Source organism: Aeribacillus composti (assembly GCF_031760945.1).
Lineage (GTDB): Bacteria > Bacillota > Bacilli > Bacillales > Aeribacillaceae > Aeribacillus > Aeribacillus composti.
On sequence record NZ_CP134501.1, the window covers coordinates 3,027,056 to 3,042,466 of the forward strand.

At 38.5% G+C, this 15,411-nt stretch carries 13 protein-coding genes and 1 tRNA gene; 8 read left to right on the forward strand and 6 right to left on the reverse strand.

All coding sequences use genetic code 11. The annotated features are described in order from the left end of the window. Positions 1-44: 44 nt before the first annotated feature. On the forward strand, positions 45-710 hold the full coding sequence (locus RI196_RS14735; protein ID WP_144597051.1) for a B3/B4 domain-containing protein: 666 nt from the start codon (positions 45-47) through the stop codon (positions 708-710). A 119-nt stretch (positions 711-829) separates the two neighbouring features. Here the strand turns inward: RI196_RS14735 and RI196_RS14740 are convergent. The 3 genes from RI196_RS14740 to RI196_RS14750 all read right to left on the reverse strand — a co-directional run bounded on the left by RI196_RS14740 (position 830) and on the right by RI196_RS14750 (position 3,644). Further along, positions 830-903, reverse strand: a tRNA-Gly gene (locus RI196_RS14740). Positions 904-2,003: 1,100 nt separating this feature from the next. After that, entirely contained in the window at positions 2,004-3,167 is a 1,164-nt protein-coding gene (gene trpB / locus RI196_RS14745; RefSeq protein ID WP_063387240.1) for a tryptophan synthase subunit beta, read from the reverse strand. An 84-nt stretch (positions 3,168-3,251) separates the two neighbouring features. Next, the gene (locus RI196_RS14750) at positions 3,252-3,644 is read right to left on the reverse strand and encodes a VOC family protein (RefSeq protein WP_063387239.1); all 393 of its coding nucleotides are present in this window, start codon (positions 3,642-3,644) and stop codon (positions 3,252-3,254) included. A gap of 362 nt (positions 3,645-4,006) precedes the next feature. Between RI196_RS14750 and RI196_RS14755 the strand changes: the two genes are divergently transcribed. The 3 genes from RI196_RS14755 (at position 4,007) to ssuE (ending at position 5,971) form a co-directional block, all read left to right on the forward strand. Beyond that, positions 4,007-4,315, forward strand: a complete 309-nt coding sequence (locus RI196_RS14755) for a hypothetical protein (RefSeq protein WP_063387238.1) — start codon at positions 4,007-4,009, stop codon at positions 4,313-4,315. A 76-nt stretch (positions 4,316-4,391) separates the two neighbouring features. Then, entirely contained in the window at positions 4,392-5,153 is a 762-nt protein-coding gene (locus RI196_RS14760; RefSeq protein ID WP_144597049.1) for a class I SAM-dependent methyltransferase, read from the forward strand. 278 nt (positions 5,154-5,431) lie between these two features. After that, on the forward strand, positions 5,432-5,971 hold the full coding sequence (gene ssuE, locus RI196_RS14765; protein WP_117016930.1) for an NADPH-dependent FMN reductase: 540 nt from the start codon (positions 5,432-5,434) through the stop codon (positions 5,969-5,971). 163 nt (positions 5,972-6,134) lie between these two features. Here ssuE and RI196_RS14770 read toward each other — a convergent pair whose 3' ends face one another. From RI196_RS14770 to RI196_RS14780, 3 genes are all read right to left on the reverse strand, one after another. After that, entirely contained in the window at positions 6,135-6,899 is a 765-nt protein-coding gene (locus tag RI196_RS14770; RefSeq protein ID WP_311066438.1) for a DeoR/GlpR family DNA-binding transcription regulator, read from the reverse strand. 90 nt (positions 6,900-6,989) lie between these two features. Then, positions 6,990-8,228 carry an MFS transporter gene (locus tag RI196_RS14775; RefSeq protein ID WP_311066439.1) on the reverse strand — a complete coding sequence of 413 codons (1,239 nt, stop codon included), beginning with the start codon at positions 8,226-8,228 and terminating at the stop codon, positions 6,990-6,992. A gap of 19 nt (positions 8,229-8,247) precedes the next feature. Then, the gene (locus tag RI196_RS14780; protein ID WP_117016928.1) at positions 8,248-9,336 is read right to left on the reverse strand and encodes an alcohol dehydrogenase catalytic domain-containing protein; all 1,089 of its coding nucleotides are present in this window, start codon (positions 9,334-9,336) and stop codon (positions 8,248-8,250) included. Between the two features lie 207 nt (positions 9,337-9,543). Between RI196_RS14780 and RI196_RS14785 the strand changes: the two genes are divergently transcribed. The 4 genes from RI196_RS14785 to RI196_RS14800 all read left to right on the forward strand — a co-directional run bounded on the left by RI196_RS14785 (position 9,544) and on the right by RI196_RS14800 (position 15,409). Then, a complete protein-coding gene (locus RI196_RS14785; protein ID WP_066250957.1) occupies positions 9,544-11,193 on the forward strand; it encodes a ribulokinase in 1,650 nt (549 codons plus the stop codon). A gap of 298 nt (positions 11,194-11,491) precedes the next feature. Beyond that, on the forward strand, positions 11,492-12,511 hold the full coding sequence (gene adhP / locus RI196_RS14790; RefSeq protein WP_063387231.1) for an alcohol dehydrogenase AdhP: 1,020 nt from the start codon (positions 11,492-11,494) through the stop codon (positions 12,509-12,511). A 2-nt stretch (positions 12,512-12,513) separates the two neighbouring features. Further along, positions 12,514-14,001, forward strand: a complete 1,488-nt coding sequence (locus RI196_RS14795) for an aldehyde dehydrogenase family protein (RefSeq protein ID WP_063387230.1) — start codon at positions 12,514-12,516, stop codon at positions 13,999-14,001. Positions 14,002-14,260: 259 nt separating this feature from the next. Continuing rightward, positions 14,261-15,409, forward strand: coding sequence for an iron-containing alcohol dehydrogenase (locus tag RI196_RS14800; RefSeq protein ID WP_063387229.1), 1,149 nt, complete (start codon positions 14,261-14,263; stop codon positions 15,407-15,409). Positions 15,410-15,411 lie beyond the last annotated feature (2 nt).

Genomic DNA, 15,411 nt, shown 5'->3' on the forward strand with positions numbered 1-15,411 from the left:
TAAACTATGTTAAGATAAAATGGCTGAAAATAGGAGGGAAATCAATGGAATTTTTTATTGCTGAAGAGGTCAAACAACGAATTCCTCACTTTAAAATAGGCTTAATTGAGTATGATCATATTCAAGTATCCGAATCCCCCCAAATGTTAAAAGGGAGACTTCGTTTCTTTCAAGAATCTATTTTTTTCGATCTAGAAAATAAAAATGCAGCTGAATTAGACGGCATTCGAGAATGGCGGGAAGTCTTTAAGCGTGTTGGCACTGATCCTAATCGATACCGCCCATCCAATGAGGCTCTTTTTCGCCGCGTTCAAAAACAGCAATACTTACAGTCTATCCATTCAGCCGTTGACTTAAATAATTTTTTCTCCTTGAAATATGAAATTCCGTTAGGCATCTACGACCGAAACAAAATAAAAGGATCTATTACGTTAAAAATCGGTGAAAATGATGATTCATATGATGCCATCAACGGCCGCCAAGTAAATTTGGAAAATAAACTAGTAACCTGTGATGCAAACGGACCTTTCGGAAGCCCCTATGTTGATTCCAAGCGAACAGCAGTACAGCTTTCGACAACAAGCGCTTTACATATCGTTTATTTAAAGCCATCGATGCGGACAGAAGAAGCAAAAAAATTACTTGAAGCGATGGCAAACATGTTTGTTCAAATTCACGGTGGAGATGCTCGCCAACAAATTTTCGCTTAAGCCTCTCCCTTTTCTTTCTTTTAATGGCATGGCAGCCATATACAAAATTTCTATAATGAAAAAACGCAATGCTTCGTTTGCTTATAAAAACGAAACACTGCGTTGATGAATGATATGTATGGAGCGGGTGATGGGAATCGAACCCACGACATCAGCTTGGAAGGCTGAGGTTTTACCACTAAACTACACCCGCATACATTATTTCTTTTCTATCAAGACGAAAAACACGCACTTGCCATGCCTCTTCCTCTTCCAGCTTATTCGAGGAAGTAGATGCGTCGAGGCAACTCGATGCTTATTCATCGAAGCATCGCTCGTGGCTGAGGTTTTACCACTAAACTACACCCGCATACATTATTTCTTTTCTATCAAGACGAAAAACACGCACTTGCCATGCCTCTTCCTCTTCCAGCTTATTCGAGGAAGGAGATGCGTCGAGGCAACTCGATGCTTATTCATTGAAGCATCGCTCGTGGCTGAGGTTTTACCACTAAACTACACCCGCATACATTATTTCTTTTCTATCAAGACGAAAAACACGCATTTGTCATGCCTCTTCCTCTTCCAGCTTATTCGAAGAAGGAGATGCGTCGAGGCAACTCGATGCTTATTCATCGAAGCATCGCTCGTGGTAGCCGTAATGCAATGACGGGTTTTATTATAGCAAAGCGAAAATGACGGTGCAACGGAAAAATGTAAAAAAAACGACATTTTTTTATGTTTTTGTCGAAATTGTGAACAAAATAGATACCAAGCTGTCCATTTAACACCCTATACCACTGAAAAAAGCATTAAATCAACAGTTTTTCTTATTTTGTTCATATATTTACAAAGCTGGTGGTAAATGTCCGGCGTTTAAATGTAAACTCCGAAATCATGGCAAGCTTAGATAACAGTTAGATTGAACCCCTCAGTCATTCCTTCGCAAACTAAATTTATCAACCAACATAAAATACTAAGAGCTGAGAAGATTCCTATAAAATCAGAGTAAAGTTAAGACCAAATGATAACTATACCTCAAAAACTACACCATTTTGATTCATTGAAAAAATGTGATGAGCGCACTTATCCCATATCTTTTAACTTTCTATAGCACTTTCGTGACTACAGCTCCCATACCTTGCCCATTTCAGAGCTGTCAAGAATTTTTTCAAAGATAAATATACACTTATCCGGTGGATCAAAAATCTGCCTTTTTTATATTACTATAAACAACTTGCTCTTCTAAAAATTCAGCTGATGAATCGTTAAAAGAAAGTAAAAAATCGACGTTCAAAAACGCCGATTTTCACCTTATTTTTTCAACATTTCAAACACTTGCTCGACATCCTTATCTCCTCTGCCAGAGAGATTAACGATCACAATATCCTCCTTGCTTAGCTGCGGGGCAAGTTTCATCGCATATGCTACAGCATGTGAACTTTCAAGGGCAGGGATGATTCCTTCCAACTTAGATAATTGCTGAAAAGCTTCCAAAGCCTCTTTTCCAGACACCGTAACATATTCTGCCCGTCCGGTTTCCTTCAAATAGCTGTGCTCTGGACCAATTCCAGGATAATCAAGCCCTGCTGCAATAGAGTAAGTCGGCATTGGATCATTATTTTCGTCAAGCAAAGTTAAGCATTTAAATCCGTGAATAACAGCTGGAACACCTTTCGTAAGCGTTGGTGCCTCTTCCGGCTCCACTCCTATTAATCTTACGTTTGGTTCGTCCAGATAATGCGCAAAAGCTCCGATTGCATTGCTTCCTCCTCCTGCACAAGCAATCACTGCTGTTGGAAGCTTCCCTTCTTTTTCAAGAATCTGCTTTTTCGACTCTTCACTAATAACCGATTGAAAATGCTTGACAATTGTTGGATACGGATGCGGGCCGACAGCAGATCCAAGCAAGTAAAACGTGTTTTGGTAATTTTCCACATAATCAGCTAAAGCTGCATCCACCGCATCCTTCAAACGTCCTTGTCCTTTTTCAACCGGTACTACCTTTGCACCAAGCAGCTCCATCCGAAACACATTTAATGCCTGCCGCTCTGTATCGAGCTTGCCCATATAGATGGTGCATTCCATTCCAAACATCGCACACGCGGTTGCTGTTGCAACACCGTGCTGTCCAGCACCTGTTTCTGCAATGATTCTAGTAGCCCCCATCCGTTTGGCAAGCAAGATCTGTCCAATTGCATTATTGATTTTATGTGCTCCGGTATGATTTAAATCTTCACGTTTTAAATAAACTTTCGCGCCCCCGAGCGCTTCTGTGAAATTTTTCGCATATGTCAGCGGATTTTCTCTACCAACATATTCTCTTAAATAATATGCCAATTCTTCATTAAACGTTGAATCGTTTTTAAATTTTTCGAAATTCTCTTCCAGTATGTCCAATGCTCTTTGCAAATCCTTTGGAACAAAGCTTCCTCCAAATTGGCCAAAATAACCCTTCTCAACTGTTTGCTGACTCATCTTACTCATCTCCTCTAAGCTTTTATTCAATTATAGCAAAACATGTTCAAATCAAACACTTATTTTTAGAATTTCTGCCGCTTATTATTTTGCATAGTTTAGCTCCCAAACTACACCGAATTTATCGATTACCACACCATATTTTGAATTCCAAAAAGTATCTTGCAATTCCATTTTGACCTGTCCGTCTTTCGCTAATGTTGTAAAAATTGAATTTATTTCATCTTCTGACTCCAAATCCAATGTCAGCCATATATTGTTCCCCTTCGTCACCGGTGAGAAAACATCGGCAAAATAAAGTACACAGGATTCGTTAATATGCAGCTCGGCATGAATATATTTTCCTTCGTGGCCTTTAAACATTTCTTTTCCATCGGATGTCTCTACATTTTTAAGTTCTCCTCCAAATACTTGCTGATAATATTGCAACGCTTCCTTACAGTTATGCAAATAAATATGAGGGATTATTTTTTTCATCTTTTTTACCCGCCTTTGCCAGATTGTAGGGATAAACATTCTTCTCGTCCATTTTACCATAAGGGAATGACACCTTGTTTTTAAGAAGAGGAGTGCCTCCTGTTTCTGTGTAATGATTCAACATCGCATTTTCCTAGGGCCAAGCTACAATCTTTTTTGAAATAGAGCATTACTAGAAACAATTGAAATATTCTAAAATATAAAATGGAGTTAAAAAGCGCAGCGTGATGCAGGTTACCTGCTCCGAAATTGCTCTTCAAATTGGTAAACAAGAAACATCTTGTTATATTGTGTAATCTTTCTTAACGAGATACTTAGCAAAAAATTCAAATTATGTAAAAATCAATTTGGAGGACACACTCATGAAGAAGAATGACTACTTTCATTCGAAAAATTACACCGGGAATCATTTACATGTAGACAACTTTAAAGATGAATTTTCCCCTTTCATCGAAGGAATTGCCTGGGAAAGAACTGATGGCACAATGGATTTATTTTTTGATGATTTAAAAGAGGAAGAATTTCAACAATTATTTGTAAATAAAGAGCATTATTATGATAAATTTAAAGGTGGATTTATAGAAAATGTTCAAACAAATGAGGAAGCGTATGAAAAATTTCGTCAATGGGTGGATGAAGTACTGGAACCGTTTAGAAATGGCCAAAAATAAGCGAATGTTCCATTGAAATGCATTTTGCAAAATTCCCCCATATTTTTACTACAAATGAAAGAAGGGATCCTATCACATGAAAAAAGACAGTTGGAATGCAGCTTTGTATGATGCAAAACATTCATTTGTTTCCAAATTTGGAGAGCATTTGCTTGATCTGTTGGAGCCAAAAAAAGGTGAACGTATTCTTGACCTCGGCTGCGGTACGGGAGATTTAGCCTGGAAGCTTTACGAATTAGGAGTTGACGTCGTCGGAATTGATAAATCAGAAAATATGATTAATCAGGCTAAAGCAAAATACCCCGGTTTAACCTTTGAGGTGAAGGATGTTCTAAATCTTGGATACCGCAACGAGTTTGATGCCGTTTTCTCCAATGCAGTTCTTCACTGGATCAAGCCGCCAAAACAGGCGTTAATCAATATATACCAGGCCTTAAAGGAGAACGGCCGTTTTGTAGCGGAATTCGGCGGCAAAGGCAATGTCAAAACGATTACCGATGCCATCCGAAATGAATTCAATAAATTGGGCATGGAGGAATTAGCAGACCAATTTCCTTGGTATTTCCCGAGCATTGGTGAATATTCATCGTTGATGGAAGAAGTGGGGTTCCGTGTCGTGTTCGCCCAGCATTTTGACCGCCCAACGCCATTACATGGGGAAAATGGGGTAAAAAATTGGATAGAGATGTTCGCTGGCAGCCTGTTTAACAGTTTGACAAACGAAACAAAAAATCTTATCTTCACAAACGTGGAAAACAACTTGAAAAACGTCATATATAAAAATGGCATCTGGTTTGCCGATTATAAGCGAATTCGTGTCATCGGGATTAAAGAATAGCACGTAAAGAGGCGTCTCATATCTTCGCGAATTGTTGAATCTAAAAGAAAGTGAACAATATGTAACTTTCTCAAAAAAATTTTGGAAAAAGCTAAATCTCCAAGAGCTTAAAGTTGCTTCTTATTTTCTCTTGATTTATGCTCAAATTAAAGGCTATTAGAATAACAGCTAAGAGCCTCCATATATTGACAGAATATAAAAATGATGATAGCATAAAGCGAACTATTTCAATAAGATTTATATGTTTTTTAGAATCGTAGAAAGGAGCATAGTAGTAAATGAGCAAAGTTGTAATTATCAATGGAAGTCCGTTTCCATCATCAAGATTAAATGGATTAATCCAATATGCTGAACAGCAATTGCAGCAAAAAGGAATTGAGATTGATTACATTCAAGTAGCACAGCTGCCTGCGGAAGATTTAATCAAAGCTAAATTCGACAGCGAGGCGATTCTGAACGCCAACCAAAAAGTAGAACAAGCTGACGGAATTATCATCGCAAGCCCAGTGTATAAAGCAGCTTATACAGGCGTATTGAAAACATACCTTGACCTACTTCCGCAAAAAGGGCTTTTGGGTAAAACAATACTTCCGTTGTTTATTGGTGGCACATTGGCTCACCTTCTATCTATAGATTATGCGCTAAAACCAGTGTTATCCACAATGGGAGGCAGATATATTCTAGGAGGCGTTTATGCCGTTGATGCCTGGGTAACCAGAGAAGAAAATGAACAATACAGCTTGTCAGAAGAGCTAGTGCAAAGATTGGACGCAGCAGTAGAGGAATTTGCGAATGCTTTAAATGGACAAAAAGCATGATCAGCTCCTAATCGAAACTCAGAGGTTTTTTTGTTCGTTCTTGATTTCGCAAAATTGCCGCTAGTAAATTAAAAGCAGACTGCCCGTACGGTGCAATCTGCTTTTTTCATTATTATTGTTAATGAAAAATGAAAGCATTTTGAGTAAAATATTGAATTTTCCTTTATACAAGATGAAGATTAACGCCACTATTTTCCCATTTTTTGATTTCAATCTCACTTAATTCAGAGCCTATAATTACCGCATCAATTTGATTTGGACTGGCAACAGTATGCAAAGCAATCCTTCCTACTTTCGTATGATCCGTTACAACATAGACGCTCTTCGCAGCTTTTATCATAGAACGCTTCGTTGCAGCAATCTGTTCATCAAAATGAGTAAGGCCAAATTTGTGATGAAGGGCTGGCGTTCCGATGAATGCTTTGTCCACATGGAGATTGCCTAACACTTCATCAGCAATGAGTCCATTTAACATATAGCTTTCCGGATATAGCGTACCACCTGTTACAATAACTTTAATCCCATTTGAAAAACGCAACTTTGCCGCAACATTTATATCGTTTGTAATCACTGTTATGTTTTTTCTATCTAATATCGCTTCAGCAATATGAACGGTCGTTGTTCCTGAGTCTAGTATAATATTTTCGCCATCTTGTATAAACTGTGCAGCACGCATGCCAATTCTTCGTTTTTCCTCGAACTGAACGGTTTCCCGATCCTGAAAAGACGGCTCCGATTTTACTTTATCTTCCTCAATGACAACGCCGCCATGGGTCCTTCTCAATTTTCCCTCTGATTCTAATAGCGACAAATCTCTTCGAATCGTTGCCTCATGGACATGAAAATATACAGCCAATTCAGCCACAGTAGCAATTTTCTTTTCCTTTACGTATTCTACTATTTTTTTTTGCCTTTCAAGAGCTAACATAGTCGAACTTCCTAACAATTTAAATTTTTCTATTCTTATATTATTCTCTTTTCATTAGGAATTCAATCGACTATGTTTTTTCAGATCTTGTTATTTCGTTTCTTCAGGCAATGTAATAAATTTGGTTAATATAGCGCTTACAAAATAAAGTATTGCCAGCACCCAAATAACTCCTACATTTCCTATTGAACCAATTAACAGGCCAACGATAGCAGGACCAACAAAAACAGGCAAGCCAGCGCCTAAATTTAGAACAGACATTGCAGCTCCTTTGTCCTCTTTCACCAACGAAGGTACTAAAGCAGACAACGGAACATATCCCGCTAACAATCCGCCCCATAAAATGGCTACTAAGCCAACGATCCAAATATTACCATTAAACCACTCTGGAAAATAATATATAGCTAAAGTAGTAACTCCGCAGCCAATACCGCCAAAATACATGATGGTATTGCGCCAGCCAATTTTATCCCCTATATATCCAAAAAATAGATTAAATAAAATATTGCTTGTAAAAATTGTCCCCCAAATAGCCAACCATGTAGATGTTGGAATTCCGTGTCCAGCAAGATAAGTAGGCAAAAAAACAGGAAATGCAAACTGCGCAGTAGTATTAATGACACGAACAATGCCGCCTAATAATACTTTCGGCTCTTCCTTGACAATTGTGACACCTTTTATTAGCTCATATAATTTTTCTTTTGCAGAACTTCCTTGATTTGGTTCTAATTTGTCTTTATTAACTATTAATGCGATTATCGCCCCTAATACGACCCAAAAGATTGATGACCACAACGTAGTATAGTGCCCAAATAATTTGATTGCAACTACGGAATAATAAGCCCCTAAAACATTTAAACCTCCTGTAAATACAAACCAAAACCAGCCGACAGCTGTTCCGAGACGCTCCTGATCGGCACGGTAAGCAATCCATACTAGGAAAGAGTATGCAAACAGCGGGTATCCCAAGCCCCTTAATGCATAAAACGGAACCATCCACCAAATATTCAAATTCGGCAGCCCACAACTCAAAAATCCAATTGTTCCCAGTATATAAAATAACACCCCTAGCCACATCGTTCTTTTTGTACCAAGCGCTTCAACTAATACTCCGGACAGCCACGAAGAAACAGCGACTGTCACCCCATAAGCCGAAAACAATAGGCTAGTTTGCTGAACTGTAAATCCTTGATCAATTAACCAAGGACTTAGCCAGCCAATTTCCAGTCCATCTCCCATCATGAAAATTAAAATCCCTAAATAACCCCATGCAATCGAAGAAGGTATACCTAATTTTTCAGTCCATTTCACTCCAGTTACTTGTGTCATTATTTTACACCCCTTTTATTTAGTTCCATGAAAAAGATAAATATGTTTTTTTCCACCCTTTATGTTCAGCAGCTTCATCCATTGCCTTTTTTAAATCTTCTGCGTTTCGGATTGCTATGCTTTTTTCCGGTATCAACTTAGAGAGAGTTTTCTGATAATCTTCATTTAGAAATGCTTGCATCAAAGTTTTAAAATCTTCACTTGAACTTCTGGAACTTCCGTAAAGCTGCAACCCTTTTTCTAATACATCTCTTGTATTAATTGGTACACGCTGCTCTGTCACCCCCATTAAAATCAATTTGCCTTCAGGCTCCAATAAATCAATCGCTTGGTTGATAGCGCTTTCGCTAAACTTGCCACCTGTGCATTCAATTGCAACTGTCACCCCTTTAGCTTCTAAAAAAGGAAAATCGTTAACTAAGTGTACAGTGGCAAAATCAAACTGATTCAGTTTTTCTTCCACTGCTCCAAACACTAATAGCTGGCTTTTAGGAATATGAAAATAATGATATAGCATTGCGGCTGTTAAATATCCTACTGGTCCATCGCCGAACACAGCAATTTTCCCTTTATGAAAATCTTCTTCTTTCAAATGATTCAGTGCATGCAGTGAAACTGAGCATAACTCTGCTAATACAGCAATCTCATCTTTCAGCTTTTCTGGAATTGGTACAACATTTTCGCTTGGCAATACTAAAAACTCCTGACCAATGCCATCATATCCGCTTCCTAAAAACACTCCAGTTTTACAATAGTTATCTGCGACATTTCTCCTGCAGGATTCACAACAATCTTCTTTTTTCTTTTGTTCTAATCTGTAACCAGGGATGCTTGGCACAATTGCAACCTTTTGTCCAACTTGTATAAACTCATCTTTTGAAATGACTACTTCTCCAATCCCTTCATGAAATAATGCCATCGGAAGCTTTTGGTTAAGAGCTTCTTTTCTTCTTTTGCCGGTATAGTATCTTAAGTCTGCATGACAAATACTGGCTAAAATAGGCTGGACGACTACTTCACCTTCCTTTACTTTATGTTCAATAATTGTTTCTTTAAATTTTCCAGGCTCTATTAACCTATAAGCCTTTGAATGAATCACATCTGTCATCCTTAATCCTCCATGTTCATTTATGTTCTTTCTTGCTTGTTTTTGATTGTTTATAATGAATATAATTCGATATTGTTTAAATTGTCAATATAAATGAACAAAAATATGTTTATTTTTGCTCGATTATATTAATTTTATGCTTGTAAATTTTATTTTATTAGTTTAATATAATCAGTACAATGAAAGCATTTTCATGGAGTGGTTGGTATGGAAAAATATACTATTGGAATTGATTTCGGTACTGAATCTGGGAGAGTTTTAATAGTAAACATTGACGATGGATCTATTAAAGGACAATGTGTCATTCCATATGCGCATGGAGTGATTACAGAGATGCTTCCGACGAACGATGGGACGAGATTACCCAGAGATTATGCTCTTCAGCATCCGGGCGACTATTTAGAAGTCATTATGAAAGGAATTCCTCATGCTATAAAAGATGCAAATATCAGCTCTTCACAAATTATAGGTATTGGCATTGATTTCACCTCATCTACTATGGTCGCAGTAGATGAAAAAGGAAAACCATTATGTTTTCACAAGGAATTTCAAAACAATCCCCATGCGTGGGTAAAATTATGGAAGCATCATGGACCAAAAAAAGAAACAGAAGAAATGTTCAAATTAGCTTCTTCACATAAAGAAAGCTGGCTAAAAAATTACGGCTACAACATTTCAACAGAATGGTTTATCCCAAAATGCTATGAAGTTTTTTGCAAAGATCGTGAAGTGTATGAAAAAGCTAGCTTATTTTTGGAAGCAGGAGATTGGATTGTTTCACAGTTAACAGGGAAAGTTGTCAGAAGCAATTGCTCGTTAGGCTTCAAAGCTTTTTGGAATGAAAACAGCGGTTTTCCCGTGCAATTTTTCGAAAAGCTCCATCCTGAATTTAAAAACATTGTTTCTTCAAAGTTAAAAGGTAAAATTGGATATATTGGTGAAAAAGCTGGGGTCCTCACTGATGAAATGTCAAGTCTTTTAGGATTGCCGAAAAATCTGCCTGTCGCCGTTGCCATTATCGATGCTCATTCCGCAGTATTAGGAGTCGGTTCATCCAAACCGCATCAATTGACAATGGTAATGGGGACGTCCACTTGCCATATTATGCTGAGCAAAAAAGAAATTCATATACCGGGTATTTCGGGAGTAGTAAAAAATTCTATTATCCCAAGATTATATGCATACGAAGCCGGACAATCCGCTGTAGGCGATTTATTTGGCTGGTTTGCAAAACAAGTTCCGGAATCATTGATGAAAGAAGCGAAAGAACAAGGAATTTCAGTATTTGATTTACTGGAAAAAAAGGCATCTCACCTAGAGCCTGGTCAATCTGGTCTCATTGCATTAGATTGGCATAATGGAAACCGATCTATACTTTCAGATGCAGATCTTTCAGGAATGATTGTAGGACTGACCCTCGCTTCCAAACCTGAGGATATCTATAGAGCATATATGGAAGCTACAGCATTTGGCGCAAAAATCATTATTTCAAATTATGAACAAGCAGGATTAAAAATTAATGAAATATTTGCTTGCGGTGGTTTGCCCCAAAAAAATGATTTACTCATGCAAATATATGCAGACGTTTTAAATAAAGAGATTATTGTTTCAGCCAGCGATTATACCCCTGCAGTTGGCGCTGCCATTCTTGGCTCTGTTGCAGCTGGCAAGGAAAATGGAGGATATGATAGCGTAGAAGAGGCTGTTGAAAAGATGAAACAGCCAATTTTGAAAACTTACAAACCAATTCTCAGCCATGTAGAAAAATATAAAAAATTATTTCAAATATATCAGCAATTACACAATTATTTCGGAATTACGAAAAAAAGTTGGATGAAGGATTTAAAATCTCTTTAATCCGAACATGTCGCCCCAAAAAATATCTGCATGGAAGCATATCGTCAGTGCCGAAAGCAATATGATCATTCATGCTTGAGCAAAAACTGAACACTATATTTTTAGCAGGTTTCTCATTGGAACAACCTGCTTTTTCTTTTCACGCAACAATTCTGCCAATATTTTGTTCAAGTCTGCCAAAAATTCGGCAAAAATCTATTTTGTATTTTTCTAATATTCCACAAATTAAGCGCTTTCAATTTTGGTACGGTTCTTGCATGATATAAAGTCGAAAAAAAAATGAAAGGGGTTGTTTTGAGTGAAAGCAGCAGTAGTTAACGAATTTAAAAAAGCACTTGAAATTAAAGAGGTGGAAAGACCAAAACTAGAGGAAGGTGAAGTTTTAGTTAAGATCGAAGCATGCGGTGTGTGCCATACGGATTTACATGCAGCCCATGGTGACTGGCCGGTTAAACCCAAATTGCCGTTAATTCCGGGGCATGAAGGAGTCGGAATTGTTGTAGAAGTCGCAAAGGGAGTTAAATCAATAAAAGTGGGAGATCGCGTCGGCATCCCATGGTTATATTCTGCATGTGGTGAATGTGAATATTGTTTAACTGGTCAAGAAACACTTTGCCCGCATCAATTGAATGGCGGATATTCCGTTGATGGCGGATATGCGGAATACTGTAAAGCTCCCGCAGATTATGTGGCGAAAATTCCTGATAACTTAGATCCAGTTGAAGTAGCGCCAATTTTATGTGCAGGCGTAACGACATATAAAGCGTTGAAAGTATCAGGTGCTCGGCCAGGTGAATGGGTGGCCATTTACGGTATTGGAGGACTTGGTCATATTGCATTACAATACGCCAAAGCGATGGGACTTAATGTGGTAGCTGTTGATATCAGTGATGAAAAATCAAAATTAGCCAAAGATTTAGGTGCAGATATTGCAATCAACGGTTTAAAAGAAGATCCTGTCAAAGCGATACATGATCAAGTAGGCGGTGTTCATGCTGCTATTAGTGTAGCGGTGAATAAAAAAGCATTTGAACAGGCCTATCAGTCAGTGAAACGGGGAGGCACATTAGTTGTTGTTGGTCTGCCAAATGCTGATCTGCCTATTCCGATCTTCGATACAGTATTAAACGGCGTTTCCGTTAAAGGTTCCATCGTCGGTACAAGAAAGGACATGCAGGAAGCATTAGATTTTGCTGCTCGCGGAAAAGTCCGTCCAATTGTTGAAACCGCTGAATTAGAAGAAATAAATGAAGTATTTGAAAGAATGGAAAAAGGAAAAATCAACGGTCGTATCGTACTAAAATTGAAGGAGGATTGATGATGAGCTCAATTGCAGCCCCTAAATTAAAAGAAAAAGTTGAAAAGTTTTTATCCGGTAAGAAAAAAATGTATATAAACGGCAGCTTTGTTGAAAGCGCTTCAGGAAAAACATTTGACACTCCTAACCCTGCAACGGGAGAAAGATTGGCAACAGTTTATGAAGGAGATGCTGAAGATATCGACCGCGCTGTGAAGGCAGCCAGAGAAGCGTTTGACCGTGGACCGTGGTCAAGAATGAGCGCAGCAGAAAGAAGCAGGCTCATGTATAAACTGGCGGATTTAATGGAGGAAAATAAAGAAGAACTGGCTCAGCTAGAAACATTGGATAATGGGAAACCAATTCGTGAAACAATCAATGCCGACGTACCGTTGGCAATTGAACACATGCGTTATTATGCTGGATGGTCTACGAAAATTGTCGGACAAACAATTCCAGTCAATGGACCGTATTTTAACTATACACGTCATGAACCAGTTGGCGTCGTAGGGCAAATTATTCCTTGGAACTTTCCATTGCTCATGGCAATGTGGAAGCTTGGCGCCGCGCTTGCAACCGGTTGTACAGTTGTATTAAAGCCAGCTGAACAAACACCTCTTTCAGCTTTATATTTAGCTGAACTTATTGAAGAAGCCGGTTTTCCTGCCGGTGTTGTCAATATTGTTCCCGGATTTGGTGAAACAGCAGGTGATGCATTAGTCAAACATCCACAAGTTGATAAAATTGCCTTCACAGGTTCAACTGAAGTCGGAAAATTAATTATGGCAAACGCTTCGAAATCTCTTAAACGCGTTACGTTAGAACTAGGCGGTAAATCACCGAACATCATTTTGCCTGATGCTGATTTTTCAAAAGCAATTCCGGGTGCTTTAAATGGCGTCATGTTCAACCAAGGACAAGTTTGTTGTGCAGGCAGCCGCGTCTTCATTCAGAAGAAACAGTATGACAATGTTGTGGCTGATATGGTATCCCATGCAAAATCTATTAAACAAGGATTTGGACTAAAAGCAGATACAGAAATGGGACCGCTTGTTTCTTCCGAGCAGCAAAACCGAGTCCTTGGATATATTGAAAAAGGGCTGGAAGAAGGTGCTGAACTTTTAACAGGAGGACAAAAACCTTCCGAACAAGGGTATTTTGTAGAGCCGACTATTTTTGCCAACGTTGAAGATTCTATGACCATTTCAAAAGAAGAAATATTCGGACCGGTAATCGCCGCTTTGCCATATGAAGATATAGATGAGTTGATTGAACGTGCAAACGATACAAATTATGGATTAGCAGCAGGGGTTTGGACGCGCGATGTTACAAAAGCTCATTACATTGCTAACAAGCTCCGTGCTGGAACAGTTTGGGTAAACTGTTACAACGTCTTTGACGCTGCAAGTCCGTTCGGCGGATATAAAGAATCCGGCATAGGAAGAGAAATGGGATCCTATGCATTAGACAACTATACAGAAGTGAAAAGCGTCTGGATTGCCCAGAATTAATACAAAATAGGGGAGTGCTCGATAGGCCCCTAAATAATTCAAGTAGAGAAAAACAAATCGTTTTTCTCTACTTGATTTCGTATTTTTGTCTGAAAGTAGCTGGCGGATGCCGGCTACTTTCAATATGTTGTGGTAAGCAATGAATTGTTGCTTGCCACTTACATATTTTGTTTACCTTTTACATATTAAAAGGATTTTTTTATTTTTATATGGAATTATGTATTTATGGAAAAACTGTCAATGTTAAAGGGGGGACATAATGAACATTCATAAATTTGTCATGCCGGAGATAATATTCGGAAACGGTTCCATTTCTGAAGTCGGCAACTGCTGTTTACGTTTGGGCGCATCCAATGTGCTCATCGTCAGTGATCGCGGTATTTCGGAGGCCGGCTGGCTGGATGTAGTCATTGATAGCTGCGTCAAAGCCGGTTTAAAATACGAGACATTCATTGATATTACGGTTAATCCAAAGGATACAGAAGTGGATAAAGGGCGAAATATATATCTTAAATATGGATGCGATTCGGTGATCGGGATTGGCGGAGGCAGCGCTATTGATGCAGCCAAAGCTATTGCTCTGTTAGCGACAAATGGCGGAGTCATTCATGATTATGAAGGCGTCGACAAAATTAAGCATCCCCTCCCGCCTCAAATCATGATTCCTACTACAGCCGGCTCGGGATCAGAGGTTTCACAATTTTCTATTATTTTAAATACAGAAAAACAGAAAAAGATGACCATCATTTCAAAATCATTAATACCAGATATTGCTATTATTGACCCTGAAACACTCGTGACAAAAAGTTCCCATTTAACTGCTTCAACAGGAATCGACGTTTTAACACATGGGATTGAATCGTATATTAGTTTGGCCGCAACACCGCTAACTGATGTTCATGCCAAAAATTCTATATCGCTTGTCGCTAAATATTTACGGCCTTCTGTCGCCTCTAAATTAAATAAAGAGGCGAAAACCAATATGGCAATGGCAAGTTTACAAGCTGGAATTGCCTTTTCCAATGCCATTTTAGGAGCTGTTCATGCCATGTCTCATGCAGTTGGTGGCAGATATCCTATTTTGCACGGCGATGTGAATTCTATTTTATTGCCTCATGTCATGGAATTTAATTATTTAGCAAATCCTCAAAAATTTGCAGATATTGCGTATCTCCTTGGATTAAATGATTGCGACATATCGAAAATGGAAGCAGCCAAAAAGGCGATTGACCTTGTGAAGGAATTAATTCAAGATGTTGGAGCTCCGCAAAGGCTTTCTGAAATTCATGTAAAAAAAGAAGAAATTCCTCAAATGAGCTTAACTGCTTTAAATGATGCATGTATGATCACAAATCCAAGGGATGTCACTGTCGAAATTATTGAAGAACTTTTCAGAAAGGCTTGGTAGAA